This is a genomic window from Bacteroidetes bacterium GWF2_43_63, assembly GCA_001769275.1.
Lineage (GTDB): Bacteria > Bacteroidota > Bacteroidia > Bacteroidales > DTU049 > GWF2-43-63.
On record MEOQ01000022.1, the window covers coordinates 97664 to 118803 of the forward strand.

Annotated in this window: 16 protein-coding genes and 1 pseudogene; 4 read left to right on the forward strand and 13 right to left on the reverse strand. The window is 42.6% G+C overall.

The window, feature by feature from the left end; genetic code table 11:
• Positions 1–1113 carry an ABC transporter permease gene (locus A2W93_11375; GenBank protein OFY54872.1) on the forward strand — a complete coding sequence of 371 codons (1113 nt, stop codon included), beginning with the start codon at positions 1–3 and terminating at the stop codon, positions 1111–1113.
• 245 nt (positions 1114–1358) lie between these two features.
• On the opposite strand, the gene A2W93_11380 is transcribed toward A2W93_11375, so the two are convergent.
• The gene (locus A2W93_11380) at positions 1359–1631 is read right to left on the reverse strand and encodes a hypothetical protein (protein OFY54873.1); all 273 of its coding nucleotides are present in this window, start codon (positions 1629–1631) and stop codon (positions 1359–1361) included.
• 56 nt (positions 1632–1687) lie between these two features.
• Here A2W93_11380 and A2W93_11385 point away from each other — a divergent pair.
• Positions 1688–4459: pseudogene (locus tag A2W93_11385) on the forward strand (pyruvate, phosphate dikinase).
• A gap of 665 nt (positions 4460–5124) precedes the next feature.
• Here the strand turns inward: A2W93_11385 and A2W93_11390 are convergent.
• The gene (locus tag A2W93_11390; protein ID OFY54874.1) at positions 5125–5775 is read right to left on the reverse strand and encodes a hypothetical protein; all 651 of its coding nucleotides are present in this window, start codon (positions 5773–5775) and stop codon (positions 5125–5127) included.
• The gene (locus A2W93_11395) at positions 5772–7064 is read right to left on the reverse strand and encodes a hypothetical protein (protein OFY54875.1); all 1293 of its coding nucleotides are present in this window, start codon (positions 7062–7064) and stop codon (positions 5772–5774) included. The genes A2W93_11390 and A2W93_11395 overlap by 4 nt, the downstream gene beginning before the upstream one ends.
• Before the next feature lie 74 nt (positions 7065–7138).
• On the opposite strand from A2W93_11395, the gene A2W93_11400 reads away from it, so the two are divergent.
• Positions 7139–7909 (forward strand): hypothetical protein, encoded by a 771-nt coding sequence (locus A2W93_11400; GenBank protein ID OFY54876.1) that lies wholly within the window; start codon positions 7139–7141, stop codon positions 7907–7909.
• Between the two features lie 204 nt (positions 7910–8113).
• Here A2W93_11400 and A2W93_11405 read toward each other — a convergent pair whose 3' ends face one another.
• The 7 genes from A2W93_11405 to A2W93_11435 form a co-directional block, all read right to left on the reverse strand.
• Positions 8114–8926 carry a hypothetical protein gene (locus tag A2W93_11405; GenBank protein ID OFY54877.1) on the reverse strand — a complete coding sequence of 271 codons (813 nt, stop codon included), beginning with the start codon at positions 8924–8926 and terminating at the stop codon, positions 8114–8116.
• Between the two features lie 2 nt (positions 8927–8928).
• A complete protein-coding gene (locus tag A2W93_11410) occupies positions 8929–9672 on the reverse strand; it encodes a hypothetical protein (protein ID OFY54878.1) in 744 nt (247 codons plus the stop codon).
• A gap of 44 nt (positions 9673–9716) precedes the next feature.
• Positions 9717–10316: a hypothetical protein gene (locus A2W93_11415; GenBank protein OFY54879.1), complete on the reverse strand. Its 600-nt coding sequence runs from the start codon at positions 10314–10316 to the stop codon at positions 9717–9719.
• 187 nt (positions 10317–10503) lie between these two features.
• A complete protein-coding gene (locus A2W93_11420; protein OFY54880.1) occupies positions 10504–10956 on the reverse strand; it encodes a 50S ribosomal protein L9 in 453 nt (150 codons plus the stop codon).
• A 16-nt stretch (positions 10957–10972) separates the two neighbouring features.
• On the reverse strand, positions 10973–11242 hold the full coding sequence (locus tag A2W93_11425; GenBank protein OFY54881.1) for a 30S ribosomal protein S18: 270 nt from the start codon (positions 11240–11242) through the stop codon (positions 10973–10975).
• A 21-nt stretch (positions 11243–11263) separates the two neighbouring features.
• Entirely contained in the window at positions 11264–11635 is a 372-nt protein-coding gene (locus A2W93_11430) for a 30S ribosomal protein S6 (protein ID OFY54882.1), read from the reverse strand.
• Positions 11636–11787: 152 nt separating this feature from the next.
• On the reverse strand, positions 11788–12204 hold the full coding sequence (locus tag A2W93_11435) for a hypothetical protein (GenBank protein OFY54883.1): 417 nt from the start codon (positions 12202–12204) through the stop codon (positions 11788–11790).
• 83 nt (positions 12205–12287) lie between these two features.
• On the opposite strand from A2W93_11435, the gene A2W93_11440 reads away from it, so the two are divergent.
• Complete coding sequence (locus tag A2W93_11440; protein ID OFY54884.1) at positions 12288–12935, forward strand: hypothetical protein; 648 nt, start codon at positions 12288–12290, stop codon at positions 12933–12935.
• A 195-nt stretch (positions 12936–13130) separates the two neighbouring features.
• On the opposite strand, the gene A2W93_11445 is transcribed toward A2W93_11440, so the two are convergent.
• The 3 genes from A2W93_11445 to A2W93_11455 form a co-directional block, all read right to left on the reverse strand.
• Positions 13131–15851: a hypothetical protein gene (locus A2W93_11445; GenBank protein ID OFY54885.1), complete on the reverse strand. Its 2721-nt coding sequence runs from the start codon at positions 15849–15851 to the stop codon at positions 13131–13133.
• A 170-nt stretch (positions 15852–16021) separates the two neighbouring features.
• Positions 16022–18931, reverse strand: a complete 2910-nt coding sequence (locus A2W93_11450; protein OFY54886.1) for a peptidase M16 — start codon at positions 18929–18931, stop codon at positions 16022–16024.
• A 57-nt stretch (positions 18932–18988) separates the two neighbouring features.
• Complete coding sequence (locus A2W93_11455) at positions 18989–20659, reverse strand: DNA polymerase III, subunit gamma and tau (protein ID OFY54887.1); 1671 nt, start codon at positions 20657–20659, stop codon at positions 18989–18991.
• Positions 20660–21140: the final 481 nt, after the last annotated feature.

A 21140-nucleotide genomic window follows, 5' to 3' on the forward strand; every position in this document is an offset into this window, starting at 1 on the left:
ATGCTGAAATACCTGCTCGAAAAAGAGTTCAAACAGTTTTTCCGGAACAAGGCGCTTCCGAAAATGATGATTATTATGCCGCTGGTAGCCGTTTTGATTTTCCCCCTGGCGGCTGATTTCGAAATCAAAAATATCAATCTGAGTATTGTCGATCACGACAAATCATCGTATTCGCGTTTGCTCATTCAGCATGTGCAGGCATCGGAATATTTCAAAGTGACCAACGTCTCGGAAACGTTTTCCGGTGCTTTGCAATCGGTCGAAAAAGGGAAGTCGGACATGATTCTGGAAATTCCAACCGGCTTCGAAAAAGACCTTGTGAAGGAACAGAAAACACAGGTTTTGATTGCTGCCAACACCGTGAACGGAATGAAAGGAGGCATAGGCAGTTCGTATCTTGCAAGCATCATCCGGAGCTTCAGTTCCGAAGTGAGAGCTGAATGGTTTTCGGGAAGCAGCAGATTGAATGCGCCCCGATTTGAAATCATTCCCGACTATCGTTTCAATCCGCAATTGTTGTATCGGGTGACGATGATACCGGCCATTATGATTATGATTCTGGCTATGGTTTCCGGCTTTTTGCCCGCATTGAATATTGTCGGAGAAAAAGAAGACGGAAGCATCGAACAGATGAATGTAACTCCCGTAAAAAAGTTGTATTTCATTTTGTCGAAGCTTATACCATACTGGGCACTTGGGTTTGTAGTAATCAGTATTTCATTTTTAGTCGCCTATATTGCCTATGGGTTAGTACCGGCCGGAAATCTGCTTGTAATCTACGTTTACGCCTCATTGTTCGTATTTGCATTTTCTGGTTTTGGGTTGGTGATTTCCAATTATGCACAGACCATTCAGCAGGCAATTTTCATGATGTTCTTTTTTGTGATCACATTTATTTTTCTGAGTGGGCTATATACCCCGGTCGAAAATATGCCGGGCTGGGCACAAGTCATCAGCAACTTCAGTCCGTTGAAATATATGATACAGGTGTTGCGTCTGGTTTACCTGAAGGGAAGCGGCTTTGCAGAGTTGACGACTCAGCTTGTAGCTCTGATTTCATTCGCGGTTTTTTTCAATGGATGGGCAGTTTTAAGTTACCGGAAAAGCAGCTGAATTTTTCAATTTGAGTTCCGGAATTTTCCGGGAGCATCCTTTTTTTCTTTTTTCTTTTTTTCTTGGGTTAACCGGATACGATTCCAAAATCAGTGTCCGGTTTTTTTGTGCATCGATGAAAAGCGCTGTTCATGCGGGTATACAAGAATTGATGTGTAAGAAGAAACGACTTTTAATTGCAAATGCAGTTTAATCGAAAATTTATTTTTTGCGACTTGAATTTATTTTTTGCGACTTGAAATAATTTATGCTGTTTTATGCGTCCATTTTTCATCAGCATAATGAAAATAGTAGTATTTATGCGGGTTACATAATGCAACAATGTTGATTGATTTTGCGTAAAAAGTTCTGATTACAGGTGAAATATTTTTAAGCGTCAAATACTTTTCAAACGGGAATTGTGAATAACTCCGACACGTGTTTTCGAAAAACCTAGTGTTCATGCAATGTTTCGCATGTTTTTTAATTTTCAGATTTGTTGATAAAAAACAATTGCTAATAAATGAAAAATGTTGCATTGAATAAAAAATGATTATTTTTGCTGCGAATAAAAAAAGTTTTGAAAAAGAATTTTATGGCATCGAAGAAACGCGTTTACATTTTTGGAAACAAAAAAGCAGAAGGAAAAGCAGATATGAAAAATCTGCTTGGCGGCAAAGGAGCAAACCTTGCTGAAATGAACCTCATCGGACTTCCGGTTCCTGCCGGCCTTACAATCACCACCGAAGTGTGTAATGAATATTACGCCATTGGTGAAAAGAAGATGAAGGATGTCCTGGGAAAAGAAATGAAAGACGGATTAAATTTCATTGCGAAAGTAATGAACGCCGGTTTTGGCGACAAAAAAAATCCGCTGCTGTTATCCGTTCGTTCAGGTGCTCGTGCATCGATGCCTGGAATGATGGAAACAATTTTGAATGTTGGTTTGAATAATGAAACGCGCGAAGCGTTGATTGCAAAAACAAACAATCCTCGTTTTGTTTACGATAGTCAGCGTCGCCTTATTCAAATGTATTCGGATGTGGTGATGGAAAAAGCTGCCGGTATTGAACCTGCCGAAGGAAAAGGAATCCGTCATCAGCTGGAAAAAGAACTTCAGAAAGTAAAAGACCAACGTGGTGTGAAATTGGACACTGACCTTTCTGCTGACGATCTTAAAAATCTCATTGAAGTCTATAAATATAAGGTAAAGGAAGTTTTAGGTAAGCCTTTCCCGGAAGATCCCATGGAACAATTATGGGGTGCTGTCTTTGCTGTATTCCGCAGCTGGAACGGAAAGCGTGCTATCAGTTATCGCGCTATCGAAAACATTCCCGAAGCTTGGGGAACCGCTGTAAACGTCCAGGCGATGGTGTTCGGAAACATGGGTGATTCATCTGCAACAGGTGTTGCTTTCACCCGTAATCCTGCAACCGGCGACAATTATTTTTATGGTGAATGGTTAGCCAATGCACAGGGCGAAGATGTTGTTGCTGGTATTCGTACCCCAAACCCCATCAACGAAGTTGGTAAAAACGAGCACAACAAACATCAGGTGAGTCTTGAAAAAGGTATGCCGGTTGTGTACAAAGAACTCGATGCCATTCAGAAAAAACTGGAAAAGCATTATAAAGATATGCTTGACATCGAATTCACTATTCAGGACGGACGTTTGTGGATGCTTCAGTGCCGCGTTGGAAAACGCAATGGTACTGCGGCTGTTCGCATGGCGCTGGATATGGCCGATAGTAAAATCATCACCGAAAAAGAAGCAATTCTTCGTGTCCAGCCTTCGCAGCTTGACGAACTTTTGCACCCGATTCTTGATGCCAATGCTGAGAAAAAAGCAAAGATCATTACCAAAGGTCTTCCTGCAGGTCCTGGTGGTGCAGTTGGAAAAATTGCCTTCACATCGAAAGATGCCATTGAATTTGCAAAGAAAAACATCAACTGCATTCTGGTTCGTGAAGAAACAAATCCCGAAGACATTGATGGTATGCGCGCTGCAGTTGCTATTCTTACTGCCCGAGGTGGTATGACCAGTCATGCTGCTCTTGTTGCCCGCGGTTGGGGAAAATGCTGCATCGTTGGTGCTGGTGAAGTGAAAATTGATGCTCACAAAAAAACCATGATTGCTGGTAACACCACATATCATGAAGGCGATGTGATTTCACTTAACGGTAGCAAAGGTCATGTGTATGAAGGTGCAATCGGAATGGTGAGTGCCGCTGAAAATCTATTTTTCATTCGTTTCATGAAGCTGGTTGATAAATACCGCACCATGAAAGTCCGCACCAATGCTGATACTCCTGATGATGCAAAGAAAGCTTTGGAATTTGGCGCCGAAGGTATTGGTCTTTTCCGCACCGAGCATATGTTCTACGGACGTGGCAGCGAAAATGCATTGTTCTCACTTCGCAAAATGATTATTTCAAATACAAAAGAAGAACGTCAGAAAGCCATTGACGAATTGTATTCATTTGTAAAGAAAGACATCAAAGGCACACTGGAAGCTATGAACGGTTATCCCGTAACCATTCGTACGCTTGATCCGCCGCTTCACGAATTTGTTCCTCAACAGGAAGCTGCCCGTGCCGAACTTGCAAAAAGTCTGAACATTTCGATGGACGAATTCTGCAGACGTGCTGATCTTCTTCACGAGAACAATCCAATGATGGGACACCGTGGAGTTCGTTTGGGAATTACCTATCCTGAAGTTACCGAGATGCAGGTACGTGCTATTTTCGATGCAGCTGCCGAACTGATCAAAGCAGGCAAGAAGCCTTATCCTGAAATCATGATTCCTGTTACATGTATTGAAACGGAGCTTGCTCATCAATATGCGATAATTAATAAGGTATATTCCGAAGTTCTTAAGAAACATAATCTGAAAGATATTCCTCATCTTGTAGGAACGATGATCGAAATTCCACGTGCTGCGCTGAATGCAGATAAATTGGCAAAGTATGCACAGTTCTTCAGTTTCGGCACCAACGACCTTACACAGATGACCTTCGGTTTTTCACGTGACGATATCGGCGGATTCCTGCCCGATTATCTTGACCAGAAAATTCTGCCGGTAGATCCTTTCCAGGTTATTGACCGCAACAGTGTGGGTGAATTGATGAAAATTGCGTGTGAACGTGGTCGTCAAACCAGAAAAGAAATTAAACTGGGTATTTGTGGTGAGCATGGTGGCGAACCCAATTCTGTAGAATTCTGCTACAGTCTTGGAATGGCCTATGTGAGCTGCAGCCCGTTCCGTGTTCCGATCGCCCGCCTGGCTGCTGCACAGGCTGCTCTCAAAACAGAAAAAGCAGCAAAAGAGAAAAAAGGAAACCCAATTAAAAACGCAAATAAAATGGAAAAAGCAACCCCGAAAAAAAAGGTAGTAGCTAAAAAAGCCGCTCCAAAAAAAGCAACTGCTGTGAAAGCAAAAGCTGCCCCGAAAAAAGCTGTAGCTAAAAAAGCTGTAGCTCCTAAAAAAGCTGCTGCTAAAAAAGTTGTAGCTAAGAAAGTTGTAGCTAAAAAAGCTGTAGCTAAAAAAGTTGTAGCTAAAAAAGCCGTAGCTAAAAAAGTTGTAGCTAAGAAAGCCGTAGCTAAAAAAGTTGTAGCTAAGAAAGCCGTAGCTAAGAAAGTTGTAGCTAAAAAAGCCGCTCCAAAAAAAGCTGCTGCAAAAAAAGTTGTAGCTAAGAAAGTCGTGAAAAAAGCTGCTCCAAAAAAAGCCGTAGCTAAAAAAGTTGTAGCTAAGAAAGTAGTGAAAAAAGCTGCTCCAAAAAAAGCCGTAGCTAAAAAAGTTGTTGCTAAGAAAGTTGCTCCTAAGAAAGCTGCTGTGAAAAAAGTAGTGAAAAAAGCAGTGAAAAAAGTTGCTGCTCCTAAAGCTGCTCCAGTTGTAGCTAGCAAAAAGTAAATCGTAGATTATTCTGCATAAAGCCCGCTGCGAAGCGGGCTTTTTTTTTAGCTGGTGCGCGAATAAATCGCGCACCAGCTAAAAAAAATACGTTCCCGCGCGATTCAATCGCGCGGGAACAATTATTTAATTCCAAAAAACAATCCGTCGCCAACTGGAATAATGGTGCGGCTGTGCCAGGGCAGGGCAGCGGCATCGCTGAGAAAAGTCTTTACGCCGGTGCTTTCTTTGGTGGGTTTTGTATTTTCATCAAACATCTTTCCACCCCAGAAAACATTGTCGGCCAACAGCACGCCGCCCGGCCTCAGAAGCGGGTATGTTAGATTCAAATATGCCGAATAATTTTCCTTGTCGGCATCGATATAAATAATATCAAATGATGCTATATTACTTGAAAATTCTTTTTGAATTATTTCGGTGGCATCGCCAATATGAAGTTCTGTTTTTTCGGTCAGCAAAGCGGAAGCAATATTGTTTCGGATTCTGCTTTCCAGTTCTGCGTTTTTCTCAATGGTAATGATCTTTCCGACATCGGTTAATCCCGAAGCCAGACATAGGGTCCCATAGCCCGTAAACGTCCCTATTTCGAGAATGCGATGCGGTTTTGAAAGCACCGAGATCATGCTCAGCAATTGTCCCTGCAGCTCATTGGTAATCATCTGCGGATACATCACATTCACCCAGGTGTCGCGAAACACGGCTTTCAGTACATCGCCCGAAGGCGTGCTGTTGTTCAGACAGAATTTTTCTATGGCATCGCTGAGTGTACTCATTTTTTTTCGATGGAAATGCGGCTGAATTTTTCGAAGTCCAGCATTTTTGCAGCGACCCTATTTATTGATTCGCGTTTGGTTTTTCCAAGCTCTTTCATCAGGTCGGGGATTTGGACAATCTGATTGAAATACTGATAAAATTTCGCATGATACATGGCTTCATTCAGCGCTGGTTCAAAGAACATGGTGTATTGACTTTTCGTCATTCGTATCAGCGTGTCGAATTCATCTTTTGTCAGGCCGTTGTTCCGGTAATGATCAAATATATCAGCGATAACTTGCATTGCTTTCCAGGTGCGCTGTTTGTCGCAGGTGAAATAGGTAAAGAAAAGTCCTTTGTCGCGATAGCTTTGCAATGATGCTTCAACGGTGTACGAAATACCTCTTTTTTCACGCATTTCCATATTCAACACTGAGCTCATGGCGCTGCCTCCAAGGAACGATGACAACAGATAAACAGGCAACTGATCGTCGTGCGTAAAATGAGGCCCAATGCGGCCAAGAATAATATGTGCCTGACTGACATCGTCGTTCAGGACTTTGATTTTTGGTTTATCTTCCCGTATGAGTTTTGTGAGATTAATCGCACGTGTGCTCTTCACTTTTGATGTAAAATGCTTTGCTATGATTTTTTTTATCTGATCTTTTGTGCGGCTGCTTACAACAGAGATCTGGAAATCGCTACGTACCGTTTTGTAAAGTTTTTTCAAGTCCCCAAGTGTCATGCGATTTACCGACGCTGCTGTTCCAAGAATCGGATGACTTAGCCCGTTGCCTGTAAGCATCAACCGCTCCCACTCATCGTAAATAAATTCTTCCGGCGTATCACGGTACGATTTTATTTCATCGCAGATGACCTGTTTTTCCTTTTTCAGTTCCTTTTCATCGAACACAGAATTATTGACAATGTCGGAAAGTATCAGGCAAATTTCATCCATGTATTGATCAGGGTAGGAGACATGAAGGATCATGTTTTCCTTGGTAGTAAAGGCGTTGAGGTCGGCTCCGAGATGTTCGATGCCACAGATAAGATCAAAATAGTTGCGGGTTTTTGTTCCTTTGAAAAGCATGTGTTCGAGCAGATGTACTGCGCCCTGCAGCTTTTCGGGATCGGAGGATGAGCCACGGTTGAAGTGAATAACCATATGGCCGATCTTCTGATTACGCTGGATGTAAATCAGCGGTAATCCGGTTTTTAGAATTTGCAGTTCTGCCATTTCAACTTGTGCTTTTTGCGAATTGATTGCAAATGTACGTGTTTGCCCGAAACAGTGAACAAAATAGCACATTGTTTTCTTTGCATATGGCTGAAATTCTATACTTTTGCCCGTTGTCCCAACCTGCGATTCACATACATATTTGAATGAAAAAGATATTCAAAACTTTCTCGTTTGCTGTCCGGCGTTTTCTTGCTCAACACTGCAAACCAATATTAAGATGTTATTATAAGCATCTGTGGAAGCCCGCCGCTGGCTCTCTTGCTGCACATATAGATGCATTTTCAAAATCGCTGAATTCGGTTCGCTTTATCCAGGTCGGCAGCAATGATGGCATTCAGCATGATCCTTTGCATAAATTCATTATCCGTGATCGTTGGAGCGGAATACTCACAGAGCCACAACCAGAGGCCTATCAATTGCTCAAAAAACTTTATTATGGAATGGACATCATGCCGCTCAATGCAGCAGTAGATAGTCATGTTTCAGGCAGAATTCTATACCGGATTTCTTTTACGCGACAGCGCTGGGCGACTGGATTGAGCTCATTCAACAGGTCCCAGATTGAAAAAGTAATTGAGTCGGGATACGTAGATAAACGCTGCAAAAAGGAAGGGGTTACGCCACCTGCTGACAAGAAGGATTATATTGAAGAAATCAAGGTCAAATGCATGAGCTTCTCTGAAATATTGGGCAGGTGGCCGGTTGAAGAAGGTATTGATTTGCTGCACGTCGATACAGAAGGGTATGATTACGAAATACTGAAACAATTTGATTTCAATCGAAGCAAGCCCGGCATGGTGATTTTTGAGCATTCGCATCTGAGCGAAGCCGATTATGCTGCCGCTGTTTCTATGCTTGAGTCATTCGGATACAAGTCAACCCGACTATCTTCGGATACGGTTGCAACGAAATAGTGTACGGTTTGACGTAGTCAAAAAAAATTCGGTTGAAATATGCTGGGCTTAGTTTGGAAGCTAAGCCCAACCGAAAATATTTTTTTGACCACGTCAAACCGTTATTCAGTCTACATTTCAAAGCATCCATCTCCAATCTGATAAATTGCCTTTATGAACTTTATAAACTTTTTATTTTACAAACTTAATCGGATCTATTGAAGCTTATTTATCCCTCTTAGATAGTTTCAGTTTAAACAAAGCCGGCCTGTGGAGCGGATTTCCTTCAGACGAAATATAGATTTCTTCGGTGCTGACAATCACAACAGCTTCGGTTTGCAAGGCTGGCCTGAGCCAGAACGTGCGTCGCTTAAATGGGCGGCGGAGCGCTTCCGAGGGTTCGGTATTTCTATTTACGATCACAAAAGGAATGTACCAGCGATAACCGGTCATGACCAGCAGTTTGTTTTTTGTATCGTAATCGGCTCCTGTAATCTGGCCCCGGATGCGGGCTGAGTCGATGGGTGTAATTTTATTTAGTTCATAATTGATTTCAACCCGAAACAGGTATGTGTATTTTTCGCCGTGATTTTTCGTGATCAGAAACATACTATCGTTTGCAAAAAACATGGCTTCGAAATCGAAGGGAGCCAGCGGATGATCGCATACAAACTGCGTTTCCATCCTTTCTTCAGACAGGGTATCGAAAAATTGTTTGTATATCGTTAGCGTATCGCGATTGCGCAGATTGTTGCCGATATCGCCAATGAAATATGCATCACTGTCGTTGGCCATTGCTTCCCAGTCAATGTTGGTCCTGTGAATGAAATCCCAGCATTCAAGGTAATTTCCGTTTTTGTTTATTTCATAAACGAAGGGACCGTTTCCACTGTCTTCGATAGTATATAATTTATTACTGTCATCAGAAACAGCCAGCCCTGAAGTCTCAACTGCGCATTTAAGAAATTTTTTATCATGCAATCTGATTGCGCACGACGATGCAATGAATGTCAGCAGCAGAATAAACAGTGCACGCATCGTCAGATGATTTTTGAAACCACCGACATAATGATGGCTGCAGCCACCGCTGCATTGAGCGATTCCGGGCGATCATTGTTGTTGGAGGCCGGAATCGAAATGCGGCGCTGTACCAGCGATTCGAGACTTACAATCCCATGTGCTTCGCTCCCGATAATCACAGCAAGCGGAGCATTTATTTCTGCTGTAAAAATACTTTCTCCATCCATGAAAGTTCCGAAAATGCAGGTTCTTTCATCAAGCATGGACGCGATTTCTTCGGATGAGCGGTAAAAAACATTTACACGAGCCAGGCTTCCCATCGTGCTTTGCACCACTTTGGGATTATAAATGTCGACGCCGTTTTGAGTACAAAGTATGTTTTTTATTCCGAACCAGTGCGTCGAACGCAGGATGGTGCCCATGTTTCCGGGATCGCTGATGTTGTCGAGAATTAAAGTGACGTATTGTTGTTCGAATTTATTTTCTTCAGGAATTCCGAAAACGGCGCAGACATCATGGGGCTGTTTAAGAAGCGAAAGTCGCTCCAACTCTTTGTTTGAAACGCCTTCGATATTTAATTGCGGATATTTTTTCTGCCATTCAGTGGTGCAATTGTGTAGTGTGTAAATGTTTTTTGCATACAGACCGCTTGCAATCAGATCAGAAACCACCTTGGGCGTTTCAGCGACAAAAAGATTGTGTTCTTCGCGCGAAGACTTGTCTTTGAGTGAACGAAATAATTTTATTTCTGAAGCAGAAGGCATGTGACAAAGGTAGTGAAATCTGGTATTTTGTGTAACCCGAATTCTCAGAACGAAGCACCGACTCCAATCGAGAACAAACTAAAGGACGGTTTTTCGCCCGTCAGTCCTTTGAATCCATAAATAGCGGCATTTCCGGCGGCCATTTCAACCAGGTCTGTTGATCCAAACATTAGAATTGAAGAGCCAGTGAACCCGACATGAAAGAACACGCCACCTTTGGGTTTTTGATAGCGGTAATGCATGCTGAAAGTGCTTGTCGGTACTGCATAATGTTTTGTAACACCATCCTCTTCGGAAAAATAATTTCCATAATGTCCGGCCCAGCCGATTCCCATTTCGAACAGATGGGCAGAACGCCCGAAAATGAAGGTGCATTCGGCGGTTCCGTTTATTATGGTTAGTTTATCAAGTTTTGGCAGATTAATAAAAAATCCGCCTATCTTGGTGCCGATATTCAAAACGCCATTTTTAGTCCAGATGCGTTCATAATTGAGTGATCCGGGTATGGTTGGTCCAAGCACATTAATATAAAAGCTATTGGAGCTGGAGCGCACGCCTTTCTGGCGTTTGGTTTCGTCGGTTTGTGCAAAGGAAACCGTTGCTGACAGGAAAAGGATCAGAAGAGTCAGTACAATTTTATTCATGGGTGGATGTTTGAGTGCAAAAATAATAATTATGAGTACGGAATGCAAATTTGCGTTAGGAAAGGAAAGCGCACGGATTACAAATCCGCGTGAGGTGTAGAGTTGTAATTGCAAATTCGCGCGAGGAAAGGCAATAAAAAAAGCTGCTCACGATTAATGAACAGCTTTTTCGAAATAGAATAAAGGATTATTCTTCGCCGACCACCTCGATGGTGATTTCGGCTTTGATGTCCTTATACAAGTTCACTTTTGCCGTATAGGTTCCGGTTTCCTTGATGGTATCGTTGGCAACCTCAATTTTCTTGCGGTCAACATCGAAATTGTGTTGTTCTTTGAGCGCTTCAGCAACCTGAATATTATTGACGCTTCCGTAGATTTTGCCTGTAGCAGCGGCTTTTGTTTTAATGACGAGTTTCACGTCTTTCAGTTTTTCAGCCAAAGCTTCGGCTTCTTTGCGGATTTTATCTTCTTTGAATGCGCGCTGTTTCAGATTTTCAGCAAGAACTTTCCTGGCGGACTCGGTAGCTATAATAGCCATTCCGCGGGGGATAAGAAAATTGCGGCCGTATCCGGGACGAACTTTTACGCAGTCGTCTTTGTATCCTAGATTTTTCACGTCTTGTGTGAGTATGACTTCCATAATTTATCCCTCCTGGTTATTTTAAAAGGTCAGTAACAAAAGGCAGCAGAGCAAGATGACGAGCGCGTTTGATGGCGCGTGAAATCTTTTTCTGGAATTTGGTTGAAGTGCCGGTGATGCGACGGGGCAGAATTTTACCCTGGTCGTTCACGAATTTGATCAGGAATTCAGCATCTTTATAATCGATATATTTGATGCGGGCCTTCTTGAAACGACAGTATTTTTTCTTCTTCGTTTCAATGTTGATCGGCGTTAAATAGCGGATATCATTTCCTTGTTGTGCCATTTTCGTTGATTTTTTTCAGGGTTAAACTTCGGGTTCTTTTTTACCTTCTTCTTTGGCTTTGTCGGCTTTCAGCCTGCGGCGTTTTTCCACAAACTCAACTCCGTACTTGTCCAATGAAACAGTCAGGAAACGAATCACGCGCTCGTCGCGTTTGTAATTCACTTCAAGTTCTGAAACCACGGTGCCTTCAGCTTCAAATTCTATCAAACGATAAAATCCGGTGGTTTTTTTCTGAATCGGGTAGGCTAACTTTTTTAACCCCCAGTCCTCTTCGTGCCTAATCTGAGCACCCTTGTCGGTGAGGAGCTTTCTGAATTTCTGTACCGTTTCCTTTGCCTGTTCATCAGACAAAACGGGAGTCATAATGAAAACGGTTTCGTAACGTCTTACCATTTTGTGTGTTTTTTTAATTGGTTACTTCGTTTATTTAAACGGGGTGCAAAGGTAGAAATTTATTTTGAAACCGCCAAGTGGCTGACCAAAAGAAATTTACTTCAGCCGTCGTTATTTATAAAATGTAGATAATCAACATATTAGCACTACGCTCATTGAGCAAAATCAGCCGAAATGCCCGAATAGTAGTTTATTTCTTCATCGTAATCATAGTCTTCGTCCCACCAATAGGCATCTTCATCATACCATATATGTTCATTCAGGTCACAGTACTTAACCAGAAACCGCTTTCCAATGTTTATAGCGGTATCGTCTCCTTCTTTCATTCCTTTGTTCAATAAAAGATTATTGGCGAATCGGTAGGAATAATGCTTAAATGTGAACAAATCACCATCAGCATGGCGGAATGTAAACTCCCAGTGCGCGGTTGAATCCGAATCTTTGATGTATTCAGCTTTTTCGTAGGTCGTGGTGTACTGAAAACTTGCAATGGTGTCGTATTCGGAAAACTGTGAGAATACGGAGCCCGCTAAAAGCAAACTGAATATGAGCACAAATACTGTTTTCATGCTTAAATTATTTTAGTTCACGAAAAAATTATTAGTGCAAATATACAACTTCCAAGTATGAAAATTCTTCATACCTTAGTGCTATGAAAAGATATTACCTGATTTTTCTGCTTGCCATTTCTGTGTTTTCATGCAAAAAAGATCCTGACACCATCACCCTCAGCGGGCGTGTGCTGGATCCATATCAAAACATTCCGGTTGCCGGCGTGAAAGTGACACTGCAGGCCAATGGAGTCGTTGAAGGCGTCTATAATTCATCGTTTGTTACCATTGCCACTATTACCACAAACGCTGCCGGTGAATTTGAATTTATCATTGAAGAGAGTGCGTATGATTCGTTCCGCTTCTTATTGTTGAAAGACGGTTATTACTCTGCGCAGAAAACTGTATCAGCAGGCAGTATCAGTCCTGAAGATCCATATGATGAAGTGTTTGATTTTCCATCTGAAGCAACACTAAAAATGCATATCAAAAACGCAACGCCTTTCGACAGCAACGACAAGCTGATTGCCTATTTCACAAATAATCCCATCAGCAGCTTCGACTGCTGTAGCTCAACACCAGTCTCCTACGATGGAATGACCGTTGACACCACTTTTTATTGCAAGTCGGTGGGTGGATTTGATCTGATGTTTTTCAAATCGCTTACGAAAAACAATGCGGTTACATACGATTCCGATACGCTTCACACCATTCCGGGCGATACGCTGGAGGTGGAAGTTTTATATTGATGTGAATACTATCGAGGATGTCTCAAAACATCATCTTCTTCAAAAACAATATTCCATCGTCCGAATGCGACGTAGAAGCGTGAGGATATGGAATCGTTGCTTTTGAAGTTGTTACGACGATTCCATATCCGCCTGCTGGCGGACGATGGAATATCGTAACGATTTTTAATTTTGAGACATCCTCGTTTTTCAATTTCAATACGCATACAAATCATAACTCAGTCCGAACTGAAACTGCCACTCATTGGCAGGTTGCATATAGTATTCTGAGAATACAAGCCGGACCGGAGTGTATAGCCGCAGGAAATGCACATCGGTCATAAGGTGAATGCCGGCCGATGAAAATTCTTCATTTTCGGGCGATAGTGCATAATCATAGCTCACCATTGCTGAAATTCTTTTCAGAAAAACAAGCGATCCAAGGTGAATATCGGGGTAGAGCAGGGGACATGCATATTCTGCTGAAACGAAGGATTGGACAGTGTTTTCAATCAGGTTGTAACAACGGGGCGCCGACATCATGGTGCTAAAAGGCAGAGCAAGCGTATCGCGCATTTCGTATCCGGCGCGAATGCGAAAACCATCGTGACGGAAAGCACCAGGAAGCCACATTCCGCCTATGCCCGCCAGCAATGTGCCCTGATGATTATCGAAGTCCTGCCACAGTGTTCCACCACCGAAAAACACACCCAGCTTGGGATACAGGTTTACACTGTTTGTATATTTATAGGCAGAAAGCGATAAATATCCGGCATGTCTTGAATAATCCAGCATGCCGTCACCAGTGTCAACAGCGCACCAGGGGCGCGTTTCCAGCTGCGGTGTTATCCGGAATGTCCATGCGTTTTTCGAATAAATCAAGGGCAGTGATGCCGATAAATTCAGATCGTTGTAAGAATAGTTCACGGTTCCGTTAACAAAAGGAAGATAATTGGTGTAGCCGAGCGATATGACCGGATACCAGCCATGATAGTTGAGTCGCAGACCTGATTCAATGGTAGCCGTAGAAAGATTGTAACCGCTGAAAACTGAGCCAGACAGCGTACTAAGCATGTTTTGCGAATCGAACTGAAATCCCGGATTGATTGTGCCAGCCGATGGGTCGATGGACAGCGGTCCCCATGAATGAATGTTGATAAGATGTTTGCCTTTGGAATAGGGCTTTGAATTTGCAATTTCAACACTTGTTACAGAAACGGAATCACACATTTTTTGTGTTTGCAAGCTGAGTGTATCAGCAAGTTCATACATGAATTCCCATCTCGAAGCTGGCTCTACAGGCTTAATTTCGTCAATATGCCGTAGCTGATATCCACTGGAAGTCATCTCACTGAAATACAAACCTGATCTGCCATCCGACACTGGATAACCCGCACCAAAAGCTGTGTTTGTGATGCATTCTGGTTTTCCGCCAGTTACTGAAATCCGCCATATTTCTTCGTTCCCATTCAGCGTTGAATTGAAATACAGGTAATCGTCAATAATCACAAGGTTGCTGAAATTTTCATGACTAGACGATAGCAGCACCTGAGCTTGTTTCGAAGTACCGCTATATTTCACAATCCGGCGTTCTGAAACGGTTTGCTGTATGATGAATAAATTAGTTGTCGCATCATCAAATGCAATTGTCATTGGCTGTTCGTTGTATGGAAATTCGGCCCAGCCCAGTGTTTGACCATTGTTCAGATCCATAATCGAAATCAAATATGTTCCATCGTTTCTGTAAGCGCAGGTTGCCAGTGCTTTTCCGTTGGTGCTGACAGCTGGAATCAATTCTTTGTACGTAACCGATAAGTTTTCAATTTTTCCAGTTTCAACATCGAGGCGCATTGTTCTCGAAAAGTCCACCATTTCCCATCTTTCATGAGGTCTGTATTCTGAAAAATAAATATAGCGGCCATCAAAGCCAAATGCGTCATCGTGTACATAACCAGTGTATCGGATTACACTTTCGTGTTGATCTTTTCCGATCGAAACAAAGCAGGGCTCGCCGTGCAATGATTTTCTAAAGGCAATCACATTTCCCGAAGAATCGCACCCGAGCGGCCGGTAGTTGAGGTAGTCTTTTGTATTGGTGACAAAATTCGTGATGGAAAGTGGCACCGATGACAATTCGTCTTTTACTGATTTATTAATCCATTGCAGCGTTGAATCATGAAACATTCTCAGTGGTGTGCGACCGGGTACTTTTTGCTTGAATGTGCGCGGAAACATTCCGAAATTGCTTTTCATAAATGCTTCGGCATAAATGTTTGGCCAGAAATGAGCGCCGAATCGCTGCTGGCCGGCAGCAACCATCCAGTATCCATACAAATATCTGTCAGGGCTGTAATTCAAATCTGAACCAAGCATACAACGATCATAATCCGGCAGTTTTTTTCGATTGTTGAGCCAGGCGAAATAGGGCGTTGAAAATGAAGGGGAGCGGCCGCGACCAGTTGTCAGAAAAGCTGTTTCCGATGCAGTGGCATCGCCCTCAATATACCAGGAGGGAATTACGATTCCCATCATTCCAACGGTGATGTATTCACCAAAGACCCATCCGATGCGCTTTTTCAGCTGTTGGTGTGCAACTGAGTACTGAGCGAAATGCCGCATTTCGTGCCATGCCAATTGCTGAGGCCAGAAACCGGGATAAAAATCACGGGCCGGAACTGTGAAAAGCTCACTTCTTGCGGGAGCCCATGCTACAAAGCCATTCGAAATAAGCGTATTTGGATGAAGGACAATATTAAGTTTGCGTGGCTCGGTAAGTAGTGTGTGCGTCTGATATACAATGGCCGAATCGAAATATGGAATAAATAGCGAATCGGCTTTGAACGAAGATGGCGAAATCACGTTCAGGTGCGGTGTTGAGCGCTCTTTCCATTTCAGGATGGGCTCATTTCCCCAGCTGAAATACTGGGCTGAAGCCATCTGTACACTCAGCCACACAATAAAAAATATGAAGCAATGTCGGTTCATTGTGATCGTGGCTATTTAATAGAACTGCTTTTTACTCACAAATGCAGTCATTAATTAATCACCCAAAGATAAAAAAAAAGGCGGGCAGTTACGCTCGCCTTTTTAAAAAAGTCACTATCGGTTTAGTAACCAAACAATGTCTCAATTTTCACTTCTTTCACTTTGCCGTATTTTTTCAGCATTTTTAAAGGAAGCGATTTGCGGTCTCCCAGAATGAGATAAGTGTGAGGTTTATCTTTCATATAGGATGCCTGGAATTTTTTCAGATCTTCCATGGTCATTGTTGGAACTTTTGCATAGATGGCTTTGTTCAGATCTTCCGTAACGCCGATTTTTTTGTAGTCTTCGTATTTCCACAAAATATCGTCGCGGGTGGTGCGCGCTGTGCGGATTTGTTTAATGATTCCTTCTTGTGCAAGATTGAAAGCATTTTCCGATTCCGGCATGGCATTCATCAGTTCAAGGAAAGCATCAATGGCAGTCTGCATCTTGTCGTATTGCGTGGCAATGTATGAAAGACTGTAGTAATATTCGGTGTTTTTTTCCGGCGTTTGATATAACGACATAGCCGTGTATGCCAACGCTCTTGCTTCGCGCATTTCCTGGAAGATGACAGAATTCATGCTGCCGCCGAAATATTCATTAAACAGTCTGAGTGTTGGATTCAACGTCGCATTGAAGCCTTTTTCACCACGGTTAAGCATGATAATCTGAGATTGCGGTGTGTCGAAATGTGCCCAGTAAATGACATTCTTTTCAGTTGCTTGTTGTGTGTAAACGCGCTCAGCAGGTACATCTTTCAATGTTGCAGGAGCAAGATGTTTTTCGTTCAGCGTTTTTGAAAGTTCCTGCATCGTTATGTCGCCATAGAAAAGTACACGATGTTTGTAGCTAAGCAACGACTTGATAATATTCACAGCTTCGGCAGCAGTCATGGCTTTCAGCTCTTTTTCGGACAGCTGGTCGTTCATTGGATTTGTCGGACCATAGAGTCCATAACCAACCAGATAACTGAATACATATTGTAAATTTTTCTTGGCATCGGTGCGGGATTTCATTTCGTCGTTGACAAAATTTGTCCATGCTTCTTCGTTGGGAGTGGCGTGTGCAAGCAGGTCTTCAAATACATCGAGGCCTTCAATAAAATTATCGCTCAAACCGCTCAGCTGCACATATACCTGATCCGCTGAATTGAAAACATTGAATTCGCATCCAATGCTGTAGAATTTTTTACTCAGTTCTTCCGAAGAAAGTTTGTCGGTACCAATGAATTTCAGATAATCGATAGCGTAAGGAAGTTTTTTGTCATGATTGCTGCCCATGTCAAACACATAATACATGCTGAATGTTTCGTTTTCTTTATTCTGCACATAGTAAAGGGGAATGTTTGATTTGAGATTGGAAACAGTGATGTCTTTTTCGAAATCAACATAAACGGGTTCAATTTCATTTACTTTTGAAACTTTGACCTGTTTCAGCATTTCCGACTCCATGTCGCGGTTCATATCAAGCTTGGTAAGCTTGTTTTTTGAAATCTTTTTAATGGATTCGTCTTTGCCGGTTTCTTTGTAAACAATTACGTAGTTGTCTTTGAAATTGGCATTGGCAAAATCAACAATGTCTTGTTTGGTGAATTTGGCCATGCGATCGAGTTTCGAAATATATTTATCCCATGACTGTCCGAGGATAAATGCATCGACAAACGCGTCAGCGCGTGAACCATTGTCTTCGAAAGCCTTCACTTGTTTCAGTTTCAGGTCGTTGATGATCGCAGGCAGCAACCAGTCTTCGAATTCACCTTTTTTGATGGCGTCGATCTGTCCCAAAAGCAGGTCACGTACTTCCTGTAATGTCTGACCTTCTTTGGGTGTTCCATACAATAACTGAATAGAATAATCTTTCAGAACATAGCATCCGGAGCCGGCTTTCAGTGTTTTTTGCTTTTTAGTAAGATTGAGGTCAATCATACCGGCAGCACTGTTCGACAAAATCATATCAAGCAATTCGAGTTTCAGTGCGTCATCGGTACCTGATCCGGGGAAGCGGAAACCAATCATCAGATTAGCGGCATCAGGACCTAAAACAGTTTTCTCAACAGGGCTGGTAATGGGCTTTTCAACAGCAGGAACGAAAGCATTCATATTGCCCGGTTTCATGGAGCCGAAGTATTTGTCAATGACTTTAATGGCTTCATCCGGATTGAAATCACCGGAAAGCGCAATGGCCATATTGTTAGGTACATAGTATTTTGCATGAAACTCGCGGATGTTTTTCATCGAAGGATTCTTGATGTGTTCCTGAGTTCCGATGGTTGTCTGGGTGCCATACTCATGAGTCGGGAACACGCCTTCGAGCAGAGCGGTGAAGACTTTGCGCGAATCCGAAGTCATGGTCATGTTTTTCTCTTCGTAAATGGTCTCAAGTTCGGTATGAAATCCACGAAGAACTGGATTTGCAAAGCGGTCTGATTGAATAAGAGCCCAGTTTTCAAGCTGGTTTGAAGGAACATTTTCAACATAAACGGTTTGCTCGAACGAAGTATATGCATTGGTGCCTTCGGCTCCGATAGAAACCATCAGCTTGTCGTATTCGTTGGGAATGGCGTATTTTGATGCAGCAAAAGAAACACTGTCAATGATTTTATACATGTCAGCTCTTTCCTTTTCATCGGTAAGGGTGCGATAGATTTCAAAAAGAGAATCCACCCTTGCGATCAGTACCGATTCTTTTGCATAATCAGAAGTACCGAAATTTGGTGTACCCTTGAACATCATGTGCTCGAAATAATGCGCAAGACCCGTAGTTTCATGCGGGTCATTTTTGCTACCTGCACCAACGGCAATGTAAGTCTGAATGCGGGGAACGTTTTTGTAAACGGTCATATACACTTTCAGCCCATTTTCGAGGGTGTATATTCTCGCGTTGAGCGGATCACCAGGTACCGTTTCATACTTGTAATGGCCGGTACTGCTTTGAGTTCCAGCGCCGGGGTTTGTTTCTTTCTGCGCAAAGCTCACCTGCATCAGGCTCATCGTGCACAAAAAGGTCAATAATAAGGCAATTGTTTTCATATTTGCTGTTTATTTTGTTTACAATTCTGGATTCAGATTCAATGTTTCAACGAAGAAAGAAATGCCGGGGTATTTTTCAATGGCTTCATTCAGTTTTTCCTGCGCAAGTCCTGTCACTTCTCCGGTTTTCACTTTCTCGGTCAGCGTTATTTGGAGCATGATTTCATCGTTGCAAAGCATGCGTCGCATCGACTGTATGATATGATCGCGTTCTGCTTCAATCTCTGCCTTCTTCATTGGTCCATCAACGGTAATCTCTACATTCCCTTTTTCATTTTTATCAATGGTGGAGTTCACAAGGATGGAGTACAGATTAATTTTCGAAGCTTTGATTGATTCACAGTAATCGGCCCATACCGACAACATTTTTTTTCGGTCAAAAGGCTCACTTTTATGAACTGATCTGGAGTTCTTACTAAGTTCATCAATTTTTTGTTGAACATTAATTTTGTTGGGAGCTGGAATATTTTTCCGTTCTTCCTCAGCTGTTTTTTTTACCGGAGCTGATGTGTATGCAGCTGCCTCTGGCTCTTTTATTGGATTGTCTTTCTCCGACTCAGCTATTTTTTTTTTTGCTTCGCCCTGATCGGCAAGTTTGGCAAGAATAAGGCTAAGCTGTAATATCAAATTCTCCAGAAAGAGACTTTTCACATTGCTTTGCCGGTAGTCGAACTCCGCGCCTGTAAGCATATCAAGCGATGTTGTCAGAAATGATTCCGGTGCTCTGCCAGCTTGATCGGTATATCGCTTCGACATCTGAACGCCTGCTTCAAGCAAGGATGCCGTTGCTGGATCACGCGCCATCAGCAGGTTTCGGATATGATTGCTCATTCCTGAAATAATATGTTGTCCGTCGAAACCACTGGACGTAATATCACTGAGCAGCACCAAAGCTCCTCTGTAATCGCCTGTGATGAAGAAATCCGTGAACTGAAAATAATTATCGAAATCAAGAATATTCAGGTTTTCAATTACCGAACGGTAACTGATTTCTTTTCCGCTGAATGTGACCATCTGATCAAAAAGCGACAAAGCATCGCGCATGGCACCATCTGCTTTTTGTGCAATAATGTGCAGTGCGTCTGATTCAGCTTCCACACCCTCACTTTCAGCAACATATTTCAGATAGCCGGCAATGTCTTCAACGGTAATGCGCTTGAAATTATAAATCTGACAGCGGGATAGAATGGTCGGTATTATTTTGTGACGCTCGGTGGTTGCCAGAATGAATTTGGCGTAGGCCGGCGGTTCTTCCAATGTCTTTAGAAACGCGTTGAATGCGGCCTGCGACAACATATGAACCTCATCGATGATGTAGATCTTATATTTGCCTTCCTGTGGCGGAACGCGCACCTGATCCACCAGATTGCGGATATCTTCCACCGAATTGTTTGAGGCGGCATCGAGTTCATGAATATTGAAAGATGCAGAGCTGTTGAACGATTGACAAGAGTGACATTCATTACAAGCTTCGCCTTCGGGAGACAGATTTGTACAGTTGATGGTTTTGGCCATGATTCTGGCGCAGGTTGTTTTACCAATCCCTCGCGGTCCGGTAAACAGAAAGGCCTGTGCCAGATGATTGTTGGTGATGGCATTTTTCAGTGTCTTGACAATAGTATCCTGACCCACCACCATTTTAAATGATGCCGGGCGGTATTTTCGTGCAGAAACAACAAAAGAATCCATATCAACAATATATCAACGTACAAATGTAAAAGAAATCCGGAAAAGGACAAATTGAAAGTTGTCAACAAAATAGTTGTGTTGGTTGAATGACTGCAAACCAGTTGATTTTCTATACAAATCAGAAGAAGATAAAAGATAAAAGGAGAAAGCTCTGTCCTGAGCCTGTCGAAGGGATAAAAGTAAAATAAAGCGCTGCAAAGCTTACCGACATTTTAGCGTCAGCAAGAAAGCGTCGACAAAATAGCTTGCTGACCTGGAATCGTCGGAAAGATGGCTGACATCACCCAACGATTCCGTGTCCACTCCCTTTCTCTATTCAGGTCGTTTGGACGACAAAATGTTGGGTGTACTTCGCGACATTTTAGCGTCAGCAAGAATGGTTCGACAATACCACCTGCTGACCTGGAATCGTCGGGAAGACGACAGAATGCTGATTGCGCAGCCGACTCTTCCAGGTTTTTCATTGCATTTCAAACTCTGG